This is a genomic window from Lentzea sp. NPDC037011 (assembly GCF_055607425.1).
In genome coordinates, this window is the sequence record NZ_JBVJRT010000005.1 from 409,716 (window position 1) to 426,589 (window position 16,874).

The 16,874-nt window shown below is 71.4% G+C and carries 16 protein-coding genes; 12 read left to right on the top strand and 4 right to left on the bottom strand.

What is annotated here, in order from left to right; all coding sequences use genetic code 11:
- The first annotated feature begins 15 nt into the window (after nucleotides 1-15).
- Both ACZ7CH_RS17485 and ACZ7CH_RS17490 read left to right on the top strand, forming a co-directional pair.
- Complete coding sequence (locus ACZ7CH_RS17485) at nucleotides 16-3,192, top strand: S41 family peptidase (protein WP_470374333.1); 3,177 nt, start codon at nucleotides 16-18, stop codon at nucleotides 3,190-3,192.
- A gap of 41 nt (nucleotides 3,193-3,233) precedes the next feature.
- Entirely contained in the window at nucleotides 3,234-3,866 is a 633-nt protein-coding gene (locus ACZ7CH_RS17490) for a hypothetical protein (protein WP_470374334.1), read from the top strand.
- Here ACZ7CH_RS17490 and ACZ7CH_RS17495 read toward each other — a convergent pair whose 3' ends face one another.
- Nucleotides 3,867-4,673 (bottom strand): lysozyme family protein, encoded by an 807-nt coding sequence (locus ACZ7CH_RS17495; protein WP_458429435.1) that lies wholly within the window; start codon nucleotides 4,671-4,673, stop codon nucleotides 3,867-3,869.
- Between the two features lie 130 nt (nucleotides 4,674-4,803).
- Here ACZ7CH_RS17495 and efeU point away from each other — a divergent pair, with 130 nt between their 5' ends.
- Genes efeU through efeB form a run of 3 tightly spaced genes read left to right on the top strand, consistent with a single transcriptional unit; the run spans nucleotide 4,804 to nucleotide 7,993 of the window.
- Entirely contained in the window at nucleotides 4,804-5,622 is an 819-nt protein-coding gene (gene efeU / locus ACZ7CH_RS17500) for an iron uptake transporter permease EfeU (RefSeq protein ID WP_470374335.1), read from the top strand.
- A gap of 20 nt (nucleotides 5,623-5,642) precedes the next feature.
- A complete protein-coding gene (efeO, locus tag ACZ7CH_RS17505; protein WP_470374336.1) occupies nucleotides 5,643-6,758 on the top strand; it encodes an iron uptake system protein EfeO in 1,116 nt (371 codons plus the stop codon).
- A complete protein-coding gene (gene efeB, locus ACZ7CH_RS17510; protein ID WP_470374337.1) occupies nucleotides 6,755-7,993 on the top strand; it encodes an iron uptake transporter deferrochelatase/peroxidase subunit in 1,239 nt (412 codons plus the stop codon). Before efeO ends, efeB begins: the two co-directional genes overlap by 4 nt.
- Nucleotides 7,994-8,000: 7 nt before the next feature.
- Here the strand turns inward: efeB and ACZ7CH_RS17515 are convergent, their stop codons facing one another.
- Nucleotides 8,001-8,384, bottom strand: coding sequence for a tetratricopeptide repeat protein (locus ACZ7CH_RS17515; protein WP_360385890.1), 384 nt, complete (start codon nucleotides 8,382-8,384; stop codon nucleotides 8,001-8,003).
- A gap of 107 nt (nucleotides 8,385-8,491) precedes the next feature.
- On the bottom strand, nucleotides 8,492-9,646 hold the full coding sequence (locus ACZ7CH_RS17520) for a MalY/PatB family protein (RefSeq protein WP_470374338.1): 1,155 nt from the start codon (nucleotides 9,644-9,646) through the stop codon (nucleotides 8,492-8,494).
- A gap of 81 nt (nucleotides 9,647-9,727) precedes the next feature.
- Here ACZ7CH_RS17520 and ACZ7CH_RS17525 point away from each other — a divergent pair, with 81 nt between their 5' ends.
- From ACZ7CH_RS17525 to ACZ7CH_RS17535, 3 genes are all read left to right on the top strand, one after another.
- Entirely contained in the window at nucleotides 9,728-10,168 is a 441-nt protein-coding gene (locus ACZ7CH_RS17525) for an Lrp/AsnC family transcriptional regulator (protein ID WP_360385894.1), read from the top strand.
- Between the two features lie 61 nt (nucleotides 10,169-10,229).
- Complete coding sequence (locus tag ACZ7CH_RS17530; RefSeq protein ID WP_458429433.1) at nucleotides 10,230-11,747, top strand: BTAD domain-containing putative transcriptional regulator; 1,518 nt, start codon at nucleotides 10,230-10,232, stop codon at nucleotides 11,745-11,747.
- A gap of 50 nt (nucleotides 11,748-11,797) precedes the next feature.
- The gene (locus ACZ7CH_RS17535; protein WP_360385898.1) at nucleotides 11,798-12,538 is read left to right on the top strand and encodes an SDR family NAD(P)-dependent oxidoreductase; all 741 of its coding nucleotides are present in this window, start codon (nucleotides 11,798-11,800) and stop codon (nucleotides 12,536-12,538) included.
- Here ACZ7CH_RS17535 and ACZ7CH_RS17540 read toward each other — a convergent pair.
- The gene (locus ACZ7CH_RS17540) at nucleotides 12,523-13,224 is read right to left on the bottom strand and encodes an alpha/beta fold hydrolase (protein WP_360385900.1); all 702 of its coding nucleotides are present in this window, start codon (nucleotides 13,222-13,224) and stop codon (nucleotides 12,523-12,525) included. The two genes, ACZ7CH_RS17535 and ACZ7CH_RS17540, sit on opposite strands and share 16 nt — an antisense overlap.
- 16 nt (nucleotides 13,225-13,240) lie before the next feature.
- On the opposite strand from ACZ7CH_RS17540, the gene ACZ7CH_RS17545 reads away from it, so the two are divergent.
- From ACZ7CH_RS17545 to ACZ7CH_RS17560, 4 genes are all read left to right on the top strand, one after another.
- Nucleotides 13,241-14,461, top strand: a complete 1,221-nt coding sequence (locus ACZ7CH_RS17545; protein ID WP_360385902.1) for a cytochrome P450 — start codon at nucleotides 13,241-13,243, stop codon at nucleotides 14,459-14,461.
- A gap of 147 nt (nucleotides 14,462-14,608) precedes the next feature.
- Nucleotides 14,609-15,895: a phosphopyruvate hydratase gene (gene eno / locus ACZ7CH_RS17550; protein WP_360385904.1), complete on the top strand. Its 1,287-nt coding sequence runs from the start codon at nucleotides 14,609-14,611 to the stop codon at nucleotides 15,893-15,895.
- Between the two features lie 3 nt (nucleotides 15,896-15,898).
- Nucleotides 15,899-16,393 carry an FtsB family cell division protein gene (locus ACZ7CH_RS17555; RefSeq protein WP_360385906.1) on the top strand — a complete coding sequence of 165 codons (495 nt, stop codon included), beginning with the start codon at nucleotides 15,899-15,901 and terminating at the stop codon, nucleotides 16,391-16,393.
- Nucleotides 16,369-16,872: a DUF501 domain-containing protein gene (locus ACZ7CH_RS17560; RefSeq protein ID WP_458429431.1), complete on the top strand. Its 504-nt coding sequence runs from the start codon at nucleotides 16,369-16,371 to the stop codon at nucleotides 16,870-16,872. Before ACZ7CH_RS17555 ends, ACZ7CH_RS17560 begins: the two co-directional genes overlap by 25 nt.
- The last annotated feature ends 2 nt before the right edge of the window (nucleotides 16,873-16,874 follow it).

Consider the following 16,874-nt stretch of genomic DNA (forward strand, 5'->3'; position numbering starts at 1 on the left):
GCTAACGTCGATCACGTGACTTACCTGCGGTATCCGCACCTTCGCGGTGACTTGGTGACGTTCGTGGCCGAGGACGACGTGTGGCTCGCCCCCGTCGGCGGAGGAAGGGCCTGGCGCGCGTCCGCCGACCAGGTACCCGTCCGCTCGCCGCGGTTCTCGCCCGACGGCACCCAGCTGGCCTGGGCCAGCTGGATCGACGGGGCCCCCGAGGTGCGGGTGGCCCCTGTGGACGGTGGCCCCGCACGCCGGTTGACGCATTTCGGCGTCGCCCGCACGGCGGTGTCGGGTTGGACGCCGGACGGCCGGGTGGTCGCCGTCTCGACGACCGGGCAGATGTCCCGGCACCGCAAGCAGGCCTGGGCCGTGCCGCTCGACGGCGAACCGCCAGAGCTGCTGCCGTTCGGGTGGGTCAACGACGTCTCGTTCGGCCCGGACGGGCAGGTCGTCACCTCGTCCAGCTACATGCAGGACCCCTCCTACTGGAAGCGGTACCGCGGCGGCACCGCCGGGAAGCTGTGGGTGGACGAGGCGGGCGACGGCGAGTTCGCCCGCATCCTGGCGGACCTGAAGTCGCCGCTGACGAACCCGATGTGGGTGGACGGGCGGATCGCGTTCCTGTCCGACCACGACGGCGTCGGCAGCGTGTACTCGGTGGCGCCGGACGGCACGGACCTGCGGCGTCACACCGAGCTGGAGTTCTACGCCCGCAACGCCTCCACCGACGGTTCACGGGTGATCTTCCACTCCGCCGGTGAGCTGTGGCTGCTGGAGGGCCTGTCGGAGCTGCGCAAGCTCGACATCCGGCTGGGCGGGCCGCGCACCGGCCTGCAGCAGCACCACGTCAAGGCCTCCGGCAACGTCGACTCGTTCAGCGTCGACCACACCGGCCGCGCGTCCGCCGTCGAGGTGCGCGGTTCCGTGCACTGGGTGACGCACCGCGACGGCCCCGTGCGCGCGTTGGCCGAACGCTCCGACGTGCGCGCGCGGCTGCCGAAGGTCCTCGGCGAGACGGGCCACGTGGTGTGGGTGACCGACGTCGAGGGCGAGGAGGCGCTGGAGATCGCGCCCGTCGGCGGTGTCGAGCCCGGCAACACCGCCCGCCGCGTCGCGTCCGGTCAGCTCGGCCGGGTGCTGTCGCTGGTCGCCGCGCCGGACGGGTCGCGCGTGGCGGTCGGGACGCACGACGGCCGGTTGCTGCTGGTGGACATCGCCTCCGGCGAGGTGCGGGAGGTCGTCTCCGGCGCCAACGCGAACGTGAGCAACCTGGCGTTCTCGCCCGACTCGGCGTGGCTCGCGTGGTCGCACCCCGGCCCCACGCCGTTGCGGCACATCAAGATGGCGAACGTGACGGACCTGTCGGTCGTGGACGTGACGCCGCTGCGGTTCGCCGACTTCTCGCCGGCCTTCACCGAGGACGGCAAGCACCTGGCGTTCCTGTCGGTCCGGACGTTCGACCCGGTCTACGACGCGCACGTCTTCGACCTGTCGTTCCCGACCGGCTGCCGCCCGTACCTGGTGCCGCTGGCCGCGACGACGCCGTCACCGTTCGCCCCGACGCGCGGCGGCCGTCCCGTGGACGACGAGGACGACGACAAGGACTCCTCGGACGACGACGACAAGCCCCCGGTGTCGAAGGTCGACATCGACGGCCTGGCCGGCCGCGTGGTGCCGGTGCCCGTGCCCGGTGCGGAGTACTCGGGCCTGCGCGCGGCCCGCGGCGGCCTGCTGTGGCTGCGCCGTCCGTTGCTCGGGGTGCTCGGCGACAACCTGGCCACCCCGGACGCCCGCCCGCCGCGCACGGTGCTGGAGCGGTTCGACTTCGCGAAGCAGAAGACCGAGTGCCTGGCCGACAGCGCGGACGCGTTCGCGGTGTCCGGTGACGGCCGCCGGATGGTCGTCGAGGACCGCGGTGACCTGCGCGTCGTGCCGACCGACAGCAAGGCCGACGAGGACTCGGCCGACTACGTCGAGATCGACCTGGCGCGGGTGCGCGTGGTCGTCGACCCGGCGCTCGAATGGGCGCAGATGTACGCCGAGAACGGCCGTCTCATGCGCGACAACTTCTGGCGCACCGACATGGGCGGCGTCGACTGGCAGGGCGAGCTCGACCGCTACCGCCCGCTGGTCGAGAAGCTCGGCAGCCACGACGACCTCGTCGACCTGCTGTGGGAGGTGCAGGGCGAGCTCGGCACGTCCCACGCCTACGTCTGGGGCTCGGCGCACCACGTGCCGACGTCCCGCCGCCAGGGCCTGCTGGGCGCCGACCTGGAACGCGTCGACGGCTCGTGGCTCGTGCGCCGGGTGATCCCCGGCGAGACCTCCGACCCGCACGCCCGTTCACCGCTGATGGCGCCAGGAGTGGCCGTGCGCGCGGGCGACGCCATCGTGGCCGTGGACGGTCGTCCGGTCGGACTGGGCGGCCCCGCACTGTTGCTGGTGGGCACGGCGGGCAAGCCCGTCGAACTGACCGTGCGCCCCGGTGGTGGTGGCGAACTGCGTCGGGTCGTGGTCGTGCCGTTGGCCGATGAGGAGCCGTTGCGCTACCACGACTGGGTGGCTGGCCGACGCGCATTCGTGCACGAGAAGTCCGGCGGTCGCGTCGGCTACCTGCACGTTCCGGACATGATGGGCGCGGGCTGGGCCCAGCTGCACCGCGACCTGCGCGTGGAGCTGACCCGCGAGGCCCTGGTGCTGGACGTCCGCGAGAACGGCGGCGGCCACACCTCCCAGCTCGTGATCGAGAAGCTCGGCCGCAAGGTCATCGGCTGGTCCGTCGCCCGCGGCTACACCGCGTCCGAGAGCTACCCCCAGGACGCCCCGCGCGGCCCGGTCGTGGCGGTGGCCGACGAGTTCGCGGGCTCCGACGGCGACATCGTGAACGTGGCCATCAAGGAGCTGGGCATCGGCCCGGTCATCGGCGTCCGCACGTGGGGCGGCGTGATCGGCATCGACATGCGCTACTCCCTGGTCGACGGCACGATGGTCACCCAGCCGAGGTACGCGTCGTACTTCAACGGCCACGGCTGGGACGTCGAGAACTACGGCGTCGACCCGGACATCGAGGTGGTCATGACCCCCGCGGACCGCGTTTCCGGCCGCGACCCCCAACTCGAACGCGCCGTCTCCCTCGCTCTGGAAAGGCTTTCGTCTTCACCGGCAGCTCACGCTCCGGAGTTGCCGCCTCTCGCGTGAGTACACCATCGTGTGGCTGAAGAACTGTGACGCACTGTTCCTTGTGGACGATCAACAAGACGGAACAGTTGTCCTCGTGCGGGGGTGTGTCGCAGATGAGTCACCGTGAAGAGCCGCGCAGTGGCCGTGGGTGCTTCGGGGCCGTGGTCGTCGTCCCGTTCCTGGCGCTCACCGGCATGTTCGCACTGATCGCCCTGACGGGGTCGCCGGAGGAAGCCCCTCTGGCGGCCCCGCCGGCCACCAGGCCCACCTCGCAGTGGTGGACCGAGCCGTTCGACGCGCTCACCACCTCCACGATCACCGAAACCGTTGTGGTGCAAAAGCAGGCGCGTGAGCTGAAGGGGGCGCCGCCGGCGACGCGGACGCGGGTGGTGGGCACGACGGTGACCGAGACCGTGCGGGTGCCGGTGTCCTCGTCCAAGCCGTCGGCGGTGGGGCGGAACGAGGAGCCCGATGTGCCCGGGGACGAGGACTCTTCGGTTTCGCCGTCTACTTCGGACAGCTCTCGGCCGGTGGTGACGTCCAGCGTGGTTCCGCCGCCGCCGCCTTCTTCTGCGTCGGTGGTTCCTTCGGAGACGACGGTGCCGTCGTCGGCTCCGGGAAGGGCGCGCCCCGGTTCTGCCGCCGACCCCAGCCAGCCGTCCGGCTCAGCGAGCCACCGCAACCAGGCCTGACTAGGGCATGCTGGCCCGTGCGTACGCGTCAGCCCCGCTGAACACGTTCTGCCCGTACTCCACGGAGTTGTTGTAGGCGAGCACGGCGGCCCACCAGCCGGCACCGGTGCCGAGGTCGCGGGCACCGCCGCCGCACAGGTAGCGGGCCGCGGTGAGGGCGGCGTCGTCGATGTTCTGCGGGTCGGCGGGGAGGCCGTCGGGGGCGGCGCGTTTGGCCCAGCGGTTCCAGGTGCCGGGGATGAACTGCATCGGGCCCACCGCGCGGTCCCAGGTGGTGTCGGTGTCCAGGCGGCCGCCGTCGGTGTCGTGGATGGCCTTGACGCCGGGGGAGCCGTCCAGGGGGATGCCGATGATCGGGCGGGAGGGCAGGCCGTTGTCCTGGAGGCGGGCCCCGTTGATGTTGCCGTGGTGGGACTCGATGCGGCCGATGCCCGCGAGGGTGGCCCAGGAGATGCGGCACGCGGGGGCGTCGCGTTGCATCGTCAGGTCCGCGTTGGCGTAGGCGTGCAGGGCGCGGGCCGGGATGTCGGTCTTCGACGCCACGCGGGTGGCCCACTCGGTCAGCGGGCTGTCTCCGGTGGCGGGGTTCGGGGCGACGGCGTTGCCCGGGGCGGCGGCGCCGGGCTCGACCTCCTGGAGGGGGACGAGGAACGGCGGCGGGCCGAGGGGGGCTGCGGAGCGGCGGTTCAGGGCGCCCAGGCCCCACGCTCCTGCTGCCACGACCACGATCAGCAGCAGCACCAGGACGATGCGGCCGAAGATGGCGGCGTTGCGCGAGCGGCTTCGGGGTGCGGACGGCGGGACCACGAGACCCAGGCTACGTGCTCCCGGCAAGCGGGTGGCTGCGTGAACCGTGATGCAAACGGCACTGTCGGCGGCTGGACATACAGGTGAGCCTTACCTAAATTCAGGCCGACCTGATTCACGGAGGCGTCGGATGCTGTTCGCAAATGGCCTGATCGGGCTGCGGGAGGGGCTTGAGGCCGCACTCGTGGTGAGCATCCTGATCGCATTTCTGGTTAAAACGGACAGAAGGTACGCGCTGAAGTGGGTCTGGGTCGGCGTGGTGACCGCGCTGGTGCTTTCCGTGACGGCGGGGGCGGTCATCACCTTCGCCGGTGCGAGCATGACCTTTGAGCAGCAGGAAGCGTTCGGCGGGACGATGTCGGTCATCGCGGTCGCGTTCGTCACGGGAATGATCTTCTGGATGCGGCGCGCCGCCAAGACGATCGCGGCCGAGCTGCGCGGCAAAATGGACGAAGCGCTCAACGTCGGACCGCTCGCGGTCGTTGTCGTGTCCTTTTTGTCGGTCGCCCGGGAAGGGCTCGAAACCGCCATCTTCTTCTATTCCAGCGTGCAGGCCGCGGGTGGGGGAACGACGCAGCCGCTGATCGGGTTCCTCGGCGGGATCGCGGTGGCGGTCGCCATCGCCGCCGGGCTCTACGCGGGGGCCATCCGGTTCGACCTCGGCCGGTTCTTCACCGTCACGGGCGTGCTGCTCGTCTTCGTCGCGGCCGGGGTGCTCAGCTACGGCATCCACGACCTGCAGGAGGCGGCGATCCTGCCGGGGCTCGACACGCTCGCGTTCGACATCAGCGACGTGCTGCCGGAGGACTCCTGGTACGGCGCGCTGCTCAAGGGCTTCTTCAACTACTCGCAGCGGACGTCGGTGCTGCAGGCCGTCGCGTGGGTCTCCTACGTGGCGGTCGTCCTGTCCCTCTTCCTCGTCCGGCCGCGCGCTCGCGCGGCCGCCTGAAACAGATCACTGGAGTTGCCGTGCGGAAGGCAGCAGTCGTCCTGGGCTCACTCGTGGTGCTGGCCGCCTGCGGCAGCGCTCCGGACAACGCCGCGAGCGGCGCCATCGCGGTCGAGGCGAGCGACAGCGCGTGCAAGGTCGCGAAGACCGAGGCGGGGACCGGCAACGTCGCGTTCGAGGTGACGAACAAGGGCACCAAGGTCACCGAGTTCTACCTGTACGCGGAGGGCGACCGCATCCTCGGCGAGGTCGAGAACATCGGCCCCGGCCTCACCCGCAAGCTGATCGTCGAGGTCACCGAGGCCGGCAAGTTCCAGACCGCCTGCAAGCCCGGCATGAAGGGCGACGGCATCCGCGGCGACTTCACCGTCACCGGTGACGCCAAGAAGTCGACCGACGGCGACGCGCTGCTGGCCGAGGCGACGAAGAGCTACCAGCGCTACGTCTCCTCGCAGGCCGACCAGCTGCTCGTGAAGACCGAGGAGTTCGTGGGCGCCGTCAAGGCCAAGAAGGTCGACGAGGCCAAGGCCCTGTACCCGGTGTCGCGGATCTACTGGGAGCGCATCGAACCGGTCGCGGAGAGCTTCGGCGACCTCGACCCGAAGATCGACGGCCGCGAGGACGTGATCGAGGAGGGCATGGCCTTCACCGGCTACCACCGCCTGGAGAAGGACCTGTGGGCGTCCGGGTTGCAGGCCGACTCCGACAGGATCGCCGACCAGTTGCTGGCCGACGTCAAGGAGATCGTGGGCAGGGCCAAGGCCGTCGAGCTCACGCCCGTGCAGCTCGCCAACGGCGCCAAGGAGCTGCTCGACGAGGTCGCCACCGGCAAGATCACCGGCGAGGAGGACCGCTACTCGCACACCGACCTGTGGGACTTCCGGTCCAACGTGGACGGTTCGCAGGCCGCCGTCGCTGCACTGCGACCGGTGGTGCAGCAGCGGGACGCGACCCTCGTGTCCACGCTGGACGAGAAGTTCAAGGCCCTCGACGAGGCGCTGGAGAAGCACCGCAGGGGCGACGGGTTCGCGCTGTACACCGAGCTCTCCCAGGACGAGGTCAAGGCGCTGGCCGAGGCCGTCGACGCGCTGGGCGAGCCGGTCAGCAGGGTCGCCGAGGTGGTGTCGGCCAAGTGAGCGGGGTGTCACGGCGCAGGGTGCTCGGGTACGCGGGCGCCGGGGTGGCGCTCGCGGGGACCGGTGCGGCGGCCGGCGCGTTCGCCGTCAGGGCGGCGCCGGAGGCCGAGAACGCCGCGGCGGCGCAGGTGCCGTTCCACGGCGACGTCCAGGCGGGCATCACCACGCCCGCCCAGGACCACATGCACTTCGCCGCGCTCGACGTGAAGACGAAGAACCGGGCCGAGCTCGTCGACCTGCTCAAGCAGTGGACGCGGGCCGCGGAACGGATGACCGCGGGCCAGGAGGCCGCCGAGAACGGTGCCGTCGGCGGCAACGCCGACGCCCCGCCCAAGGACACCGGCGAGGCGCTCGGTCTCCCGGCCTCCGCGCTGACGCTGACGATCGGCTTCGGCCCGTCGCTCTTCGACGACCGGTTCGGGCTGGCCGGTCAGCGGCCGGAGGCGTTGATCGACCTGCCGCGGTTCCCGAAGGACGACCTCGACCCGGCTCGCAGCAACGGCGACATCTGCCTCCAGGCCTGCGCGAACGACCCGCAGGTCGCCGTGCACGCCATCCGCAACCTGGTCAGGATCGGCTTCGGCCGGGTCGCGGTGCGCTGGTCGCAGCTCGGGTTCGGCCGCACGTCCTCGACCACGCGGGCGCAGGCCACACCGCGCAACATGTTCGGGTTCAAGGACGGCACCCGCAACATCAAGGCAGAGGACACCGACCTGCTGCGCGACCACGTGTGGGTCGCGGAGGGCCCCGAGTGGATCCGCGGCGGCACCTACCTGGTGACCCGCCGGATCCGCATGCACGTCGAGATCTGGGACCGCACCTCGCTGAACGAGCAGGAGCAGATCGTCGGCCGCTCCAAGGGCGAGGGCGCCCCGCTCGGGCAGGCCCGGGAGTTCGACGAGCCGGACCTGCACGTCAAGGGCGCGGGCGGGGTGCCGCGGATCGGCGAGCTCGCCCACGTCCGGCTCGCGTCGCCGGAGTCGTTGAACGGCGCCAGGATACTGCGCCGCGGCTACAACTTCACCGACGGCTCCGACGGGCTCGGGCACCTCGACGCCGGCCTGTTCTTCGTGGCGTTCAACCGGGACTCCCGCACGGCGTTCGTGCCGATGCAGCAGGCGCTGTCCACAAAGGACAAGATGATGGAGTACCTGGAGCACACCGGTTCCGGGCACTTCGCCGTGCCCCGCGGCGTGCAGCCGGGCGGCTACTGGGGTGAGGCGCTGTTCCGGTAGGCGGTGCTCAGCCCGGCCGGCCGCCGCCCAGCGCCAGCCTGGCCTTCACCTCGCCGAGCGCCTCCTGGTACTCCGGCGACGGGTTCATCGCGACCGCCATCCGCAGCTGCGCCAGCGCCTCGGTGAGCCGCTGCTGCCGTTGCAGCGTCTTGCCGAGCGCGAACCGGGCGTAGTGGTCGCTCGGGTCGAGGTCGAGGACCTTGCGGAACGCCTCCTCCGCCCGCCGCAGCTGCGCGGTCCCGAGGTAGGCGCGGCCGGCGAGCAGCTGCACGGACGGCGCGTCCGGGGCCTCGTCCAGCACCTGCCGCAGTTCGCGCAGCGCGTCCAACGGCCGCTGCTGGCCCAGCAACGCCTCCGCCCTGCGGAAAGCTTCGAAGGTGCCGTCCGTCATTCGATCAACGGTACCCACCGCGGGCGGGTTCTTCGACTGCCGTCCGGGCGACAGAACTCGAAAGGGGTGGTCGCGGGGCGTCGAACCCGCTGCGCGAGCGGGACACCTCAGTCCGATTCGGACGTGGCGGCACCGGCCGGCAGGCTCGCTGCCATCCTGCGCACCGCCGTCGTGAGGATCTCCGGCGAGGTCGCGAGGTTCAGCCGCACGAACCCCGCCCCGCCGGTGCCGAACGGGACGCCGCAGTTCACCGCCACCCGCCCGCGGCGCAGGAACTCCCCGGCCGGCCGGTCGCCGAGCCCCAGCCCGCGGCAGTCGAGCCACGCCAGGTACGTGCCGGGCGCCGGTTCGTAGCGCACCCCCGGCAGCTCCTCGGCCAGCAGCGCGGCCAGCACCCGCCGGTTCTCGGCGAGGCCCGCCAGCACCGCGTCCAGCCAGTCGCCGCCGTCCCGGTACGCCGCGGTGTGCGCGAGGACGCCGACGTGGCTGGGCCCGTGGCCGACCTCCTCCGGCAACCGCGCGAGGTCACCGGCCGCCTCCGGGCCCGCGATGGCCAGCGCCGCCTTGAGCCCGGCCAGGTTCCACGCCTTCGACGCCGACATCAGCGACAGCGCGTTGCCCGACACGCTCAGGTACGGCACGAACCGCACACCGGGAGCCACGAGCGGCGCGTGGATCTCGTCCACGACCACCCGCACGCCGTGCCGTCCGGCCAGGTCCGCGACGGCGGCCAGCTCGTCGGCGGTGTGGACGGTCCCGGTCGGGTTGTGCGGGCTGCACAGCAGGTACGCCGCACCCCGTCCGGCCCGGTCGAAGGCCTCCTCCAGCACGGCGAGGTCGATCCGCCCCGCCGGGTCCAGCGGCGCCTCGACCACGCGCCGCCCCATCGACGTGACGAACTGGTAGAAGGGCGGGTAGACCGGGCAGTTGACCACGACCGGCGCGTCCGGTGCCGACACGAGCCGGAGCATCTCGACGACGCCCATCATCACGTCGGGGACGATCGCGGTGCGGTCGACGGCCGGCTCCCAGTCCCAGCGCTCGCGCGCGAACCCGGCCAGCGCCTCGGCGTAGGCGCTGCCCTCGGGGTAGCCGGTGTCGCCCAGCGCCACCGCGTCGGTGACCGCCCGCGCGACCGGTTCGGCCAGCAGGACGTCCATCTCGGCCACCCACACCGGCAGCACGTCGGGCGGGTAGTGCCGCCACTTCATGCTGGTCCGCTGCCGCAACTGGTCGAGGGTGAGCTCGCGCAACGGGTTCATTCCGCAAAGCTAGGAGAGATCGCGCAGGAGGTGTTTGCTTTCTTTGCTGCATGAGCGCTGAGGACAGGCCAGGATGTGCGAATGGACGCCGTGGACCGCAAGATCCTTGCCGAGCTGCAGCGCGACGGCCGCATGACCGTCACCGACCTCGCCCACCGCGTGCAGCTCAGCGTCTCCCGCTGCCAGCGCCGGCTGCGCGAGCTGGAGCACCGGGGCGTGATCCGCGGCTACCGCGCCGTGGTGGACGCGGCGGCGATCGGCTTCGGCTTCGAGGCGCTGGTGTTCGCGAAGGTGCGGCTGGAGTCGCTGGACGACTTCGACGACGCGCTCGCCGGGGTGCCGAACGTCGTGGAGGCGCAGCGGTTGTTCGGCAGCCCCGACTACCTGCTGCGGGTGGTCACCGCCGACCTCGCCGACTACCAGCGGTTGTACGAGGGCACGCTGGCCCGTTTGCCCGGTGTGCGCGGGCTGACGTCGACCATTGTGATGAAGCAGGTGGTCGAACCGCGCCCGTTGCCGTGAGCCGGGAAGCGGGGAATGCGCGGGGGCGTTGTGCCGTTGCATGAGCCTGCGCTTCTCACTGATGGGTCCAGTACGAGCCTGGCGAGGGGACGAGGAGGTCGACCTCGGCCCGCGGCAGCAGCGGGCCGTGCTGGCGGCGCTGCTGCTGAACAACGGCATCCGGTTGAGCAACGACCAGCTGATCGGGATGGTCTGGGACGACCCGACGCCGAGCGCGCTGACGGCGTTGCGCACGTACACGTACAAGATCCGCAAGGCCCTGCCGGAGCTGGACCTGAGGTCGAAGGACGGCGGCTACACCGTGCGCGCCGAGCTCGTCGACGACTGCCGCGGGGAACCGCTGGAAGGCCTGACCGGCACGTACTTCGAGGCGCAGCGGGTCAGGCTCGCGCAGGAGCGGCTCAAGGCCCGCGAGGACTGGCTCGAACGCGAGCTCGACGTGCTGGAGCTGCAGAAGCACGTGGCCGCGAACCCGTTGCGGGAACGCCCGCGTGCGCTGCTGATGCACGCCCTCTACCGCGACGGCCGGCAAGCCGAGGCGCTGGACCACTACCACCAGGCGCGCGCACTGCTGAACGACGAGCTGGGGCTCGAACCCGGTCCCGAGCTGCGCAAGGTCCACGCCCAAATCCTCACCGGCGACCTGCACCTGCCGCGCAAGCCCGAGCAGCTGCCCCCCGACCTGCCCGACTTCACCGGGCGGGCCCAGGAGATCGCGCAGGCGCTGCGGGTCCTGCCCGGCACGGTCGGCATCACCGGCATGCACGGCAGCGGCAAGACCGCGCTGGCCGTGCGGATCGGCCACCTGGTGAGGCACCGGTTCCCCGACGGGCAGATCGTCGTGCGCGGCAAGGACGTCGCGACCGAGCTGCTGCGCGCGGTCGGCGTCGAGAACCCGGCAGGCGACCGGGCCGCGCTGTGGCGGGAGAAGGCGCGCGGCAAGCGGTTCCTGGTCGTCGTCGACGACGTCACCGACGCGGCGTCCGTGCGCGACCTGCACACCCCGGGTTCCGCGCTCGTCCTGACGAGCGTGCGCAGGCTGAACGAGCTGCCCGCCGTCACGTGGGTCAGGACCGCTGGCCTCACCGAGACCGAGGCGCACGAGTTCTTCCGCAAGGTCCTCGACCCTCGGCGGATCGACGCCGAACCGGAGCGCGCGGCCGAGGTGCTGGCCCGCGTCTCGCACCTGCCGAACCCGATCAGGGTGCTCGGCGGCAAGCTGTCCTCCCGACCGCAGTGGACCGTCGAGATGCTGCAGCTGCAAATGGAGCGGGAGAGCAGGCTCGGCACCGCCGTCCCGTCCGACTGCCGGGCCGTGCTGGCGCCGCTGGACAAGGCCGCGCTGCAGCTCACCGACGAGGAACGCCACCTGCTGCGCCTGCTGGCCCGCCAGGACCGGGACGTGGTCACCGTGTGCGAGGCGGCCGAGCTCTACGGCGGTGACGTGGCGTGCATCGAGATGCTGCTGGAGTCGCTCGCCGACGTGCACCTGATCGAACCGGTGGTGCTCGGCTGCTACCGGCTGCCGCGGTTCGTGCAGCTGTACTTCGGACTCCGCACACCCGTCCTGACCAGCTGATTCATCCGAAATTCACGGCTCGACCATCCGGCTGCGCCAAATTTGTGGACATGTCAACCAAGGAACTCGCAGGCAAGAAGGCACTCGTCACCGGAGCCACCTCGGGCATCGGCCGCGCGATCGCGGTCAGGCTCGCGGAGGCGGGTGCCACCGTCTACCTCACCGGTCGCCGCGCCGAGCTGGGCAAGGAGACCGTCGAGCTGGTCGAGAAGGCCGGCGGCACCGCGCACTTCATCGTCTCCGACGTCGGCGACCTCGACGACGTCCGCAAGCTCGCCCAGGAGGTCGGCGAGGTCGACATTCTGGTCAACAACGCGGGCATCTTCCCGTTCTCCTCGACCCCCGAGCAGTCGGTGGAGACCTACGAGCAGGTGTTCGACGTGAACGTGCGCGGCACCTACTTCCTCACGGCCGCACTCGCCCCGGCGATGGTCGCGAAGAAGAAGGGCGCGATCATCAACATCTCGTCCATCGGCGCTGCTGCCGGCAACGCGGTCACGAGCGTGTACAGCGCCTCCAAGGCCGCGGTGGACGCGTTCACCCGCTCGTGGGCCGTCGAGTTCGGCGGGCACGGCGTCCGCGTCAACTCGGTGGCACCCGGACCGGTCCGCACCGACGCCGCGGTCGTGCAGGCCGGTGAGGTGTTCGAGGAGTTCAGCGCGCAGCTGCCGCTGGGCCGCGTCGGCGAGCCGGAGGAGATCGCCGACACCGTGCTGTTCCTCGCGTCGGACCGGTCCAGCTTCGTGACCGGCGTGGTCCTCGCGGCCGACGGCGGCTACCTCGCGAGCTGAGCGAGCACGGGGGACAGGGACGAGGGCGACTCGACGTGCACGTTGTGGCCCGCGCCGGTGAACACCACCGGCTCGGGCACCAGCTCCTCCAGGTGCTCCCGGGGGCTCATCGGGTCGTTCTCACCCGCCGCCAGCACCACGTGCGCCTGCGCGGCCATGACCAGCCCGGCCATGTCCGGGCGGCCGACGCCGAACGCGCGCATGTCCAGCGCGGGCGCCCAGCCGCCGTCCACCTCGGTCACGCCGTGCCGCAGCGGCACGCCGGCCATCTTCGCGGCGCGGTCGGCGGCCTCCGCCTCGGTGCCGAAGACCTTGGCCGGCTTGGCGGCGAGCGCGGCGGCCTTGGCCAGCTCCTCGTCGGTCCACCGCACCTTGACCCCGACGCCGACCGCGGTCGTGACCTCGACCCCGAACCAGCCGCTCGCCAGCGCCAGGCCGACCACACCGCCCAGCGAGTGGCCGATGACCGTGACGGGCTCGCGAGGGATCACGGTCGCGACGGCGGCCGCGAGAGAGCCGAACGAGTACCGGTCGAGGGGCGCGCTCCTGCCGTGACCGGGCAGGTCCGGCACGAGCCAGCTGCCGTGCCAGTCCGCGACGACCTGCTCCCAGACCTCACCGGTGGCACCGAGGCCGTGCAGCAGCACCAGCAGCGGTCCGTTCCCGCCACGTTCGACATGGAGCACGTCAGAATCCTGTTCTATGCGTACCGATGCCGAGCTGATCCTCGACCCGGACACATATACCTCCGGTGTCCCGCACGACGCACTCACCCGGCTGCGCGAAAAGAACGTGGTGCGCATCGACGACTTCTGGGCGGTGTTCCGGTACGACGACGTCAAGACGGTGCTGCGCTCGCCCGGCGTCTTCTCCTCGCACCGCGGCGCCACGCAGATCCGCGACCCGCGGCCGGACGACCTCGCCTACGTCCAGCGGATGATGCTCAACCAGGACCCGCCGGAGCACTCGCGGTTGCGGCGCATGCTGACCGGGGCGTTCACCCCGCGTGCGGTCGCGCGGCTGGAGGAGGGCATCCGGGAGAACGCCCGCCGCATCGTCGCCGAGCCGTCCGGTGACTTCGCCGCCGACGTCGCCGACCTGCCGCTGCTGACGCTCGCCGACGTCTTCGGCGTCCCGCGCCAGGACCGCGCGCTGCTCTACGACTGGAGCAACCGCGTGATCGGCTTCCAGGACGCCGAGTACGCCCTGTCCTCCAGCGACACGACCGGGATGACGGACATGGCGCTGGCGGCGCTGGAGCTGCGTCCCGACGACGGCCGTGACCCGCGCGCACGCAACGGCATGCCCGACCTCTACGCCTACGCGCACGCGTTGGGCGAGCACAAGCGTGCGCACCCGTCGGACGACGTGATCAGCAACCTCATGCGCGAGGACCTGTCGATCGAGGAGTTCGAGAACCTGTTCTGGCTGTTCTCCGTGGCGGGCAACGAGACCCTGCGCAACGGCATCCCCGGCGGCCTGATCGCCCTGCTGGAGCACCCCGGCCAGTACGACCGGCTGCGCGCCGACCGGTCGCTGCTCGGCACGGCGGTCGAGGAGGTGCTGCGGTGGTGGACGCCGGTGATGCACTTCCGCCGCACGGCCGTCCGCGACACGTCGCTGTCGGGAGTGGAGATCAGGGCGGGGGACAAGGTCGTCGTGTGGTTCTCGGCGGCCAACCGGGACGAGCGCGTGTTCACCGACCCCGGCCGGTTCGACGTGGGCCGCCGCGAGGCCGACCACCTGAGCTTCGGCCACGGCCCGCACTTCTGCCTCGGCGCGCAGCTGGCCCGCACCCAGCTGCGCGCGGTCTTCGAGGCGGTCCTCGACCTGCCCGGCCGGCTGCGGCTCGACGGCGAGGTCGTCCGGCTGCGGTCGAACTTCCAGAACGGCGTCAAGCACCTGCCGGTGTCGCTGTCGTAGCCGTGTACGGCACCGGGGCGCGTCTGGCACGATTCAGTAGACCGGCTCCGGCGGCCCGCTGTGATCTGACGGTGTCGAGCCCCGGTCGGTCACCTGGCCCAAGTAGGCTCGTCGCGAGACGAGACGCAGGAGAAACAGGGAGCGCAAGTGGCGGTCATCGAGCAGGTCGGAGCACGCGAGATCCTGGACTCGCGCGGCAACCCCACCGTCGAGGTCGAGGTGGCGCTGGACGACGGCACGCTGGAGCGCGCCGCCGTTCCGTCGGGTGCCTCGACCGGTGAGCACGAAGCGGTGGAGCTGCGCGACGGCGACGCCAAGCGGTACCTGGGCAAGGGCGTCGAGCGTGCGGTGACCGCGGTGCTCGACGAGATCGGCCCCGAGCTGGTCGGCATCGAGGCCGTCGAGCAGCGCGTCGTGGACCAGAAGCTCGTCGACCTGGACGGCACCCCGGACAAGGGCCGCCTGGGCGCCAACGCGATCCTGGGCGTGTCCCTCGCGGTCGCGAAGGCGGCGGCGACGAGCTCCGGCCTGGAGCTGTTCCGCTACATCGGCGGACCGAACGCGCACGTGCTGCCGGTCCCGATGCTGAACATCCTCAACGGTGGCTCGCACGCCGACACCGACGTGGACATCCAGGAGTTCATGATCGCGCCGATCGGCGCGGAGACGTTCCGCGAGGGCCTGCGCTGGGGCGCCGAGGTCTACCACGCGCTGAAGTCCGTGCTGAAGAGCAAGGGCCTCGCCACCGGCCTGGGCGACGAGGGCGGCTTCGCCCCCAGCCTCGGCAGCAACCGCGACGCGCTCGACCTGATCCTCGAAGCCATCGAGAAGGCCGGCTACCGCGCCGGCCGCGACATCGCGCTCGCGCTCGACGTGGCCGCCACGGAGTTCTTCTCCGACGGCGCCTACACGTTCGAGAAGAACAAGCGCTCCGCCGAGCAGATGATCGGCTACTACTCCGAGCTGGTCCGCGACTACCCGATGGTCTCCATCGAGGACCCGCTGTCCGAGGACGACTGGGACGGCTGGGTGCAGATGACCGCCGAGCTGGGCGAGAAGGTCCAGATCGTCGGCGACGACCTGTTCGTCACCAACCCGGAGCGCCTGGAGGAGGGCATCTCCCGCCGCGCCGCCAACGCGCTGCTGGTGAAGGTCAACCAGATCGGCACGCTGTCCGAGACGCTGGACGCGGTCTCGCTGGCCACCTCCTACGGCTACAAGTCGATGATGTCGCACCGCTCGGGCGAGACCGAGGACACGACCATCGCCGACCTCGCCGTCGCGACCGGTGCCGGCCAGATCAAGACCGGTGCCCCCGCCCGCGGTGAGCGCACCGCGAAGTACAACCAGCTGCTGCGCATCGAGGAGAGCCTCGGCGACGCCGCGCGGTACGCGGGCGAGCTGGCGTTCCCCCGGTACACGCCGGAGGGCTGACGCATGGCTGAGCGCGCGCGCCGACCACGCCGCCCCCGTGCCGAACGGGAGGCGCGGCCCACCCGCGCGCGCAAGCCACCCCGTCCGAAGGGGCCCGCCCGCCGTTCCGACGGCACGGGCGGCGCCTTCGGGATGACCGGCACGCGGCGGGCCGCGATGTTCGCGATGGTGCTGTGCGCACTGGCGTTGAGCATCGCGGTCCCGCTGCGGACCTACCTGTCCCAGCGCGACGAGCTGCGCGACGCGAACGCGGAGTCCGACAAGCTGCGCGACCAGGTCGCCGCGCTGGAGCACCGCAAGGCGCAGCTGAACGACCCGGCGTTCGTGGAGATCGAGGCGCGCAAGCGGCTGCACTGGGTGCGGCCGGGCGAGACGCCGTACATCGTGCAGCTGCCGGGCGACGAGAACCGCAACACTGAATCGGAGCGTCCGTCGGGCAAGCCGTCGGCGAACCAGTCTTGGTACGAGGAACTTTGGCAATCGGTGACGCACAAGTAACTGCTGCTGACCTGGAAGTGGTCGCGAAGCAGCTGGGCCGGACGCCGCGCGGAACCCGCGCGATCGCGTCGCGGTGCCCCTCGGGACACCCGAACGTCGTGCAGACGCACCCGCGCCTGCCGGACGGGACGCCGTTCCCGACGATGTTCTACCTGACCTGCCCGAAGCTGAACTCCCTGGTCAGCACGCTGGAGGGCAACGGGCTGATGAGGGAGCAGACCGACCGGCTCGCGGAGGACCCCGAACTCGCCGCCGCCTATCAGCGCGCGCACGAGTCGTACCTCGCGGAGCGGGACGCCCTCGAACCGCTGGGCACCCAGGTCACCGCGGGCGGCATGCCCACGAGGGTCAAGTGCCTGCACGTGCACGTGGCCCACTCGCTGGCGAAGGGCCCCGGCGTCAACCCGTTCGGCGACGAGGCGCTGGCGGTCCTGCGCGAGCAGGCCCTGTGGCCGGTCGGTGACTGCGCGGCCGGTTAACG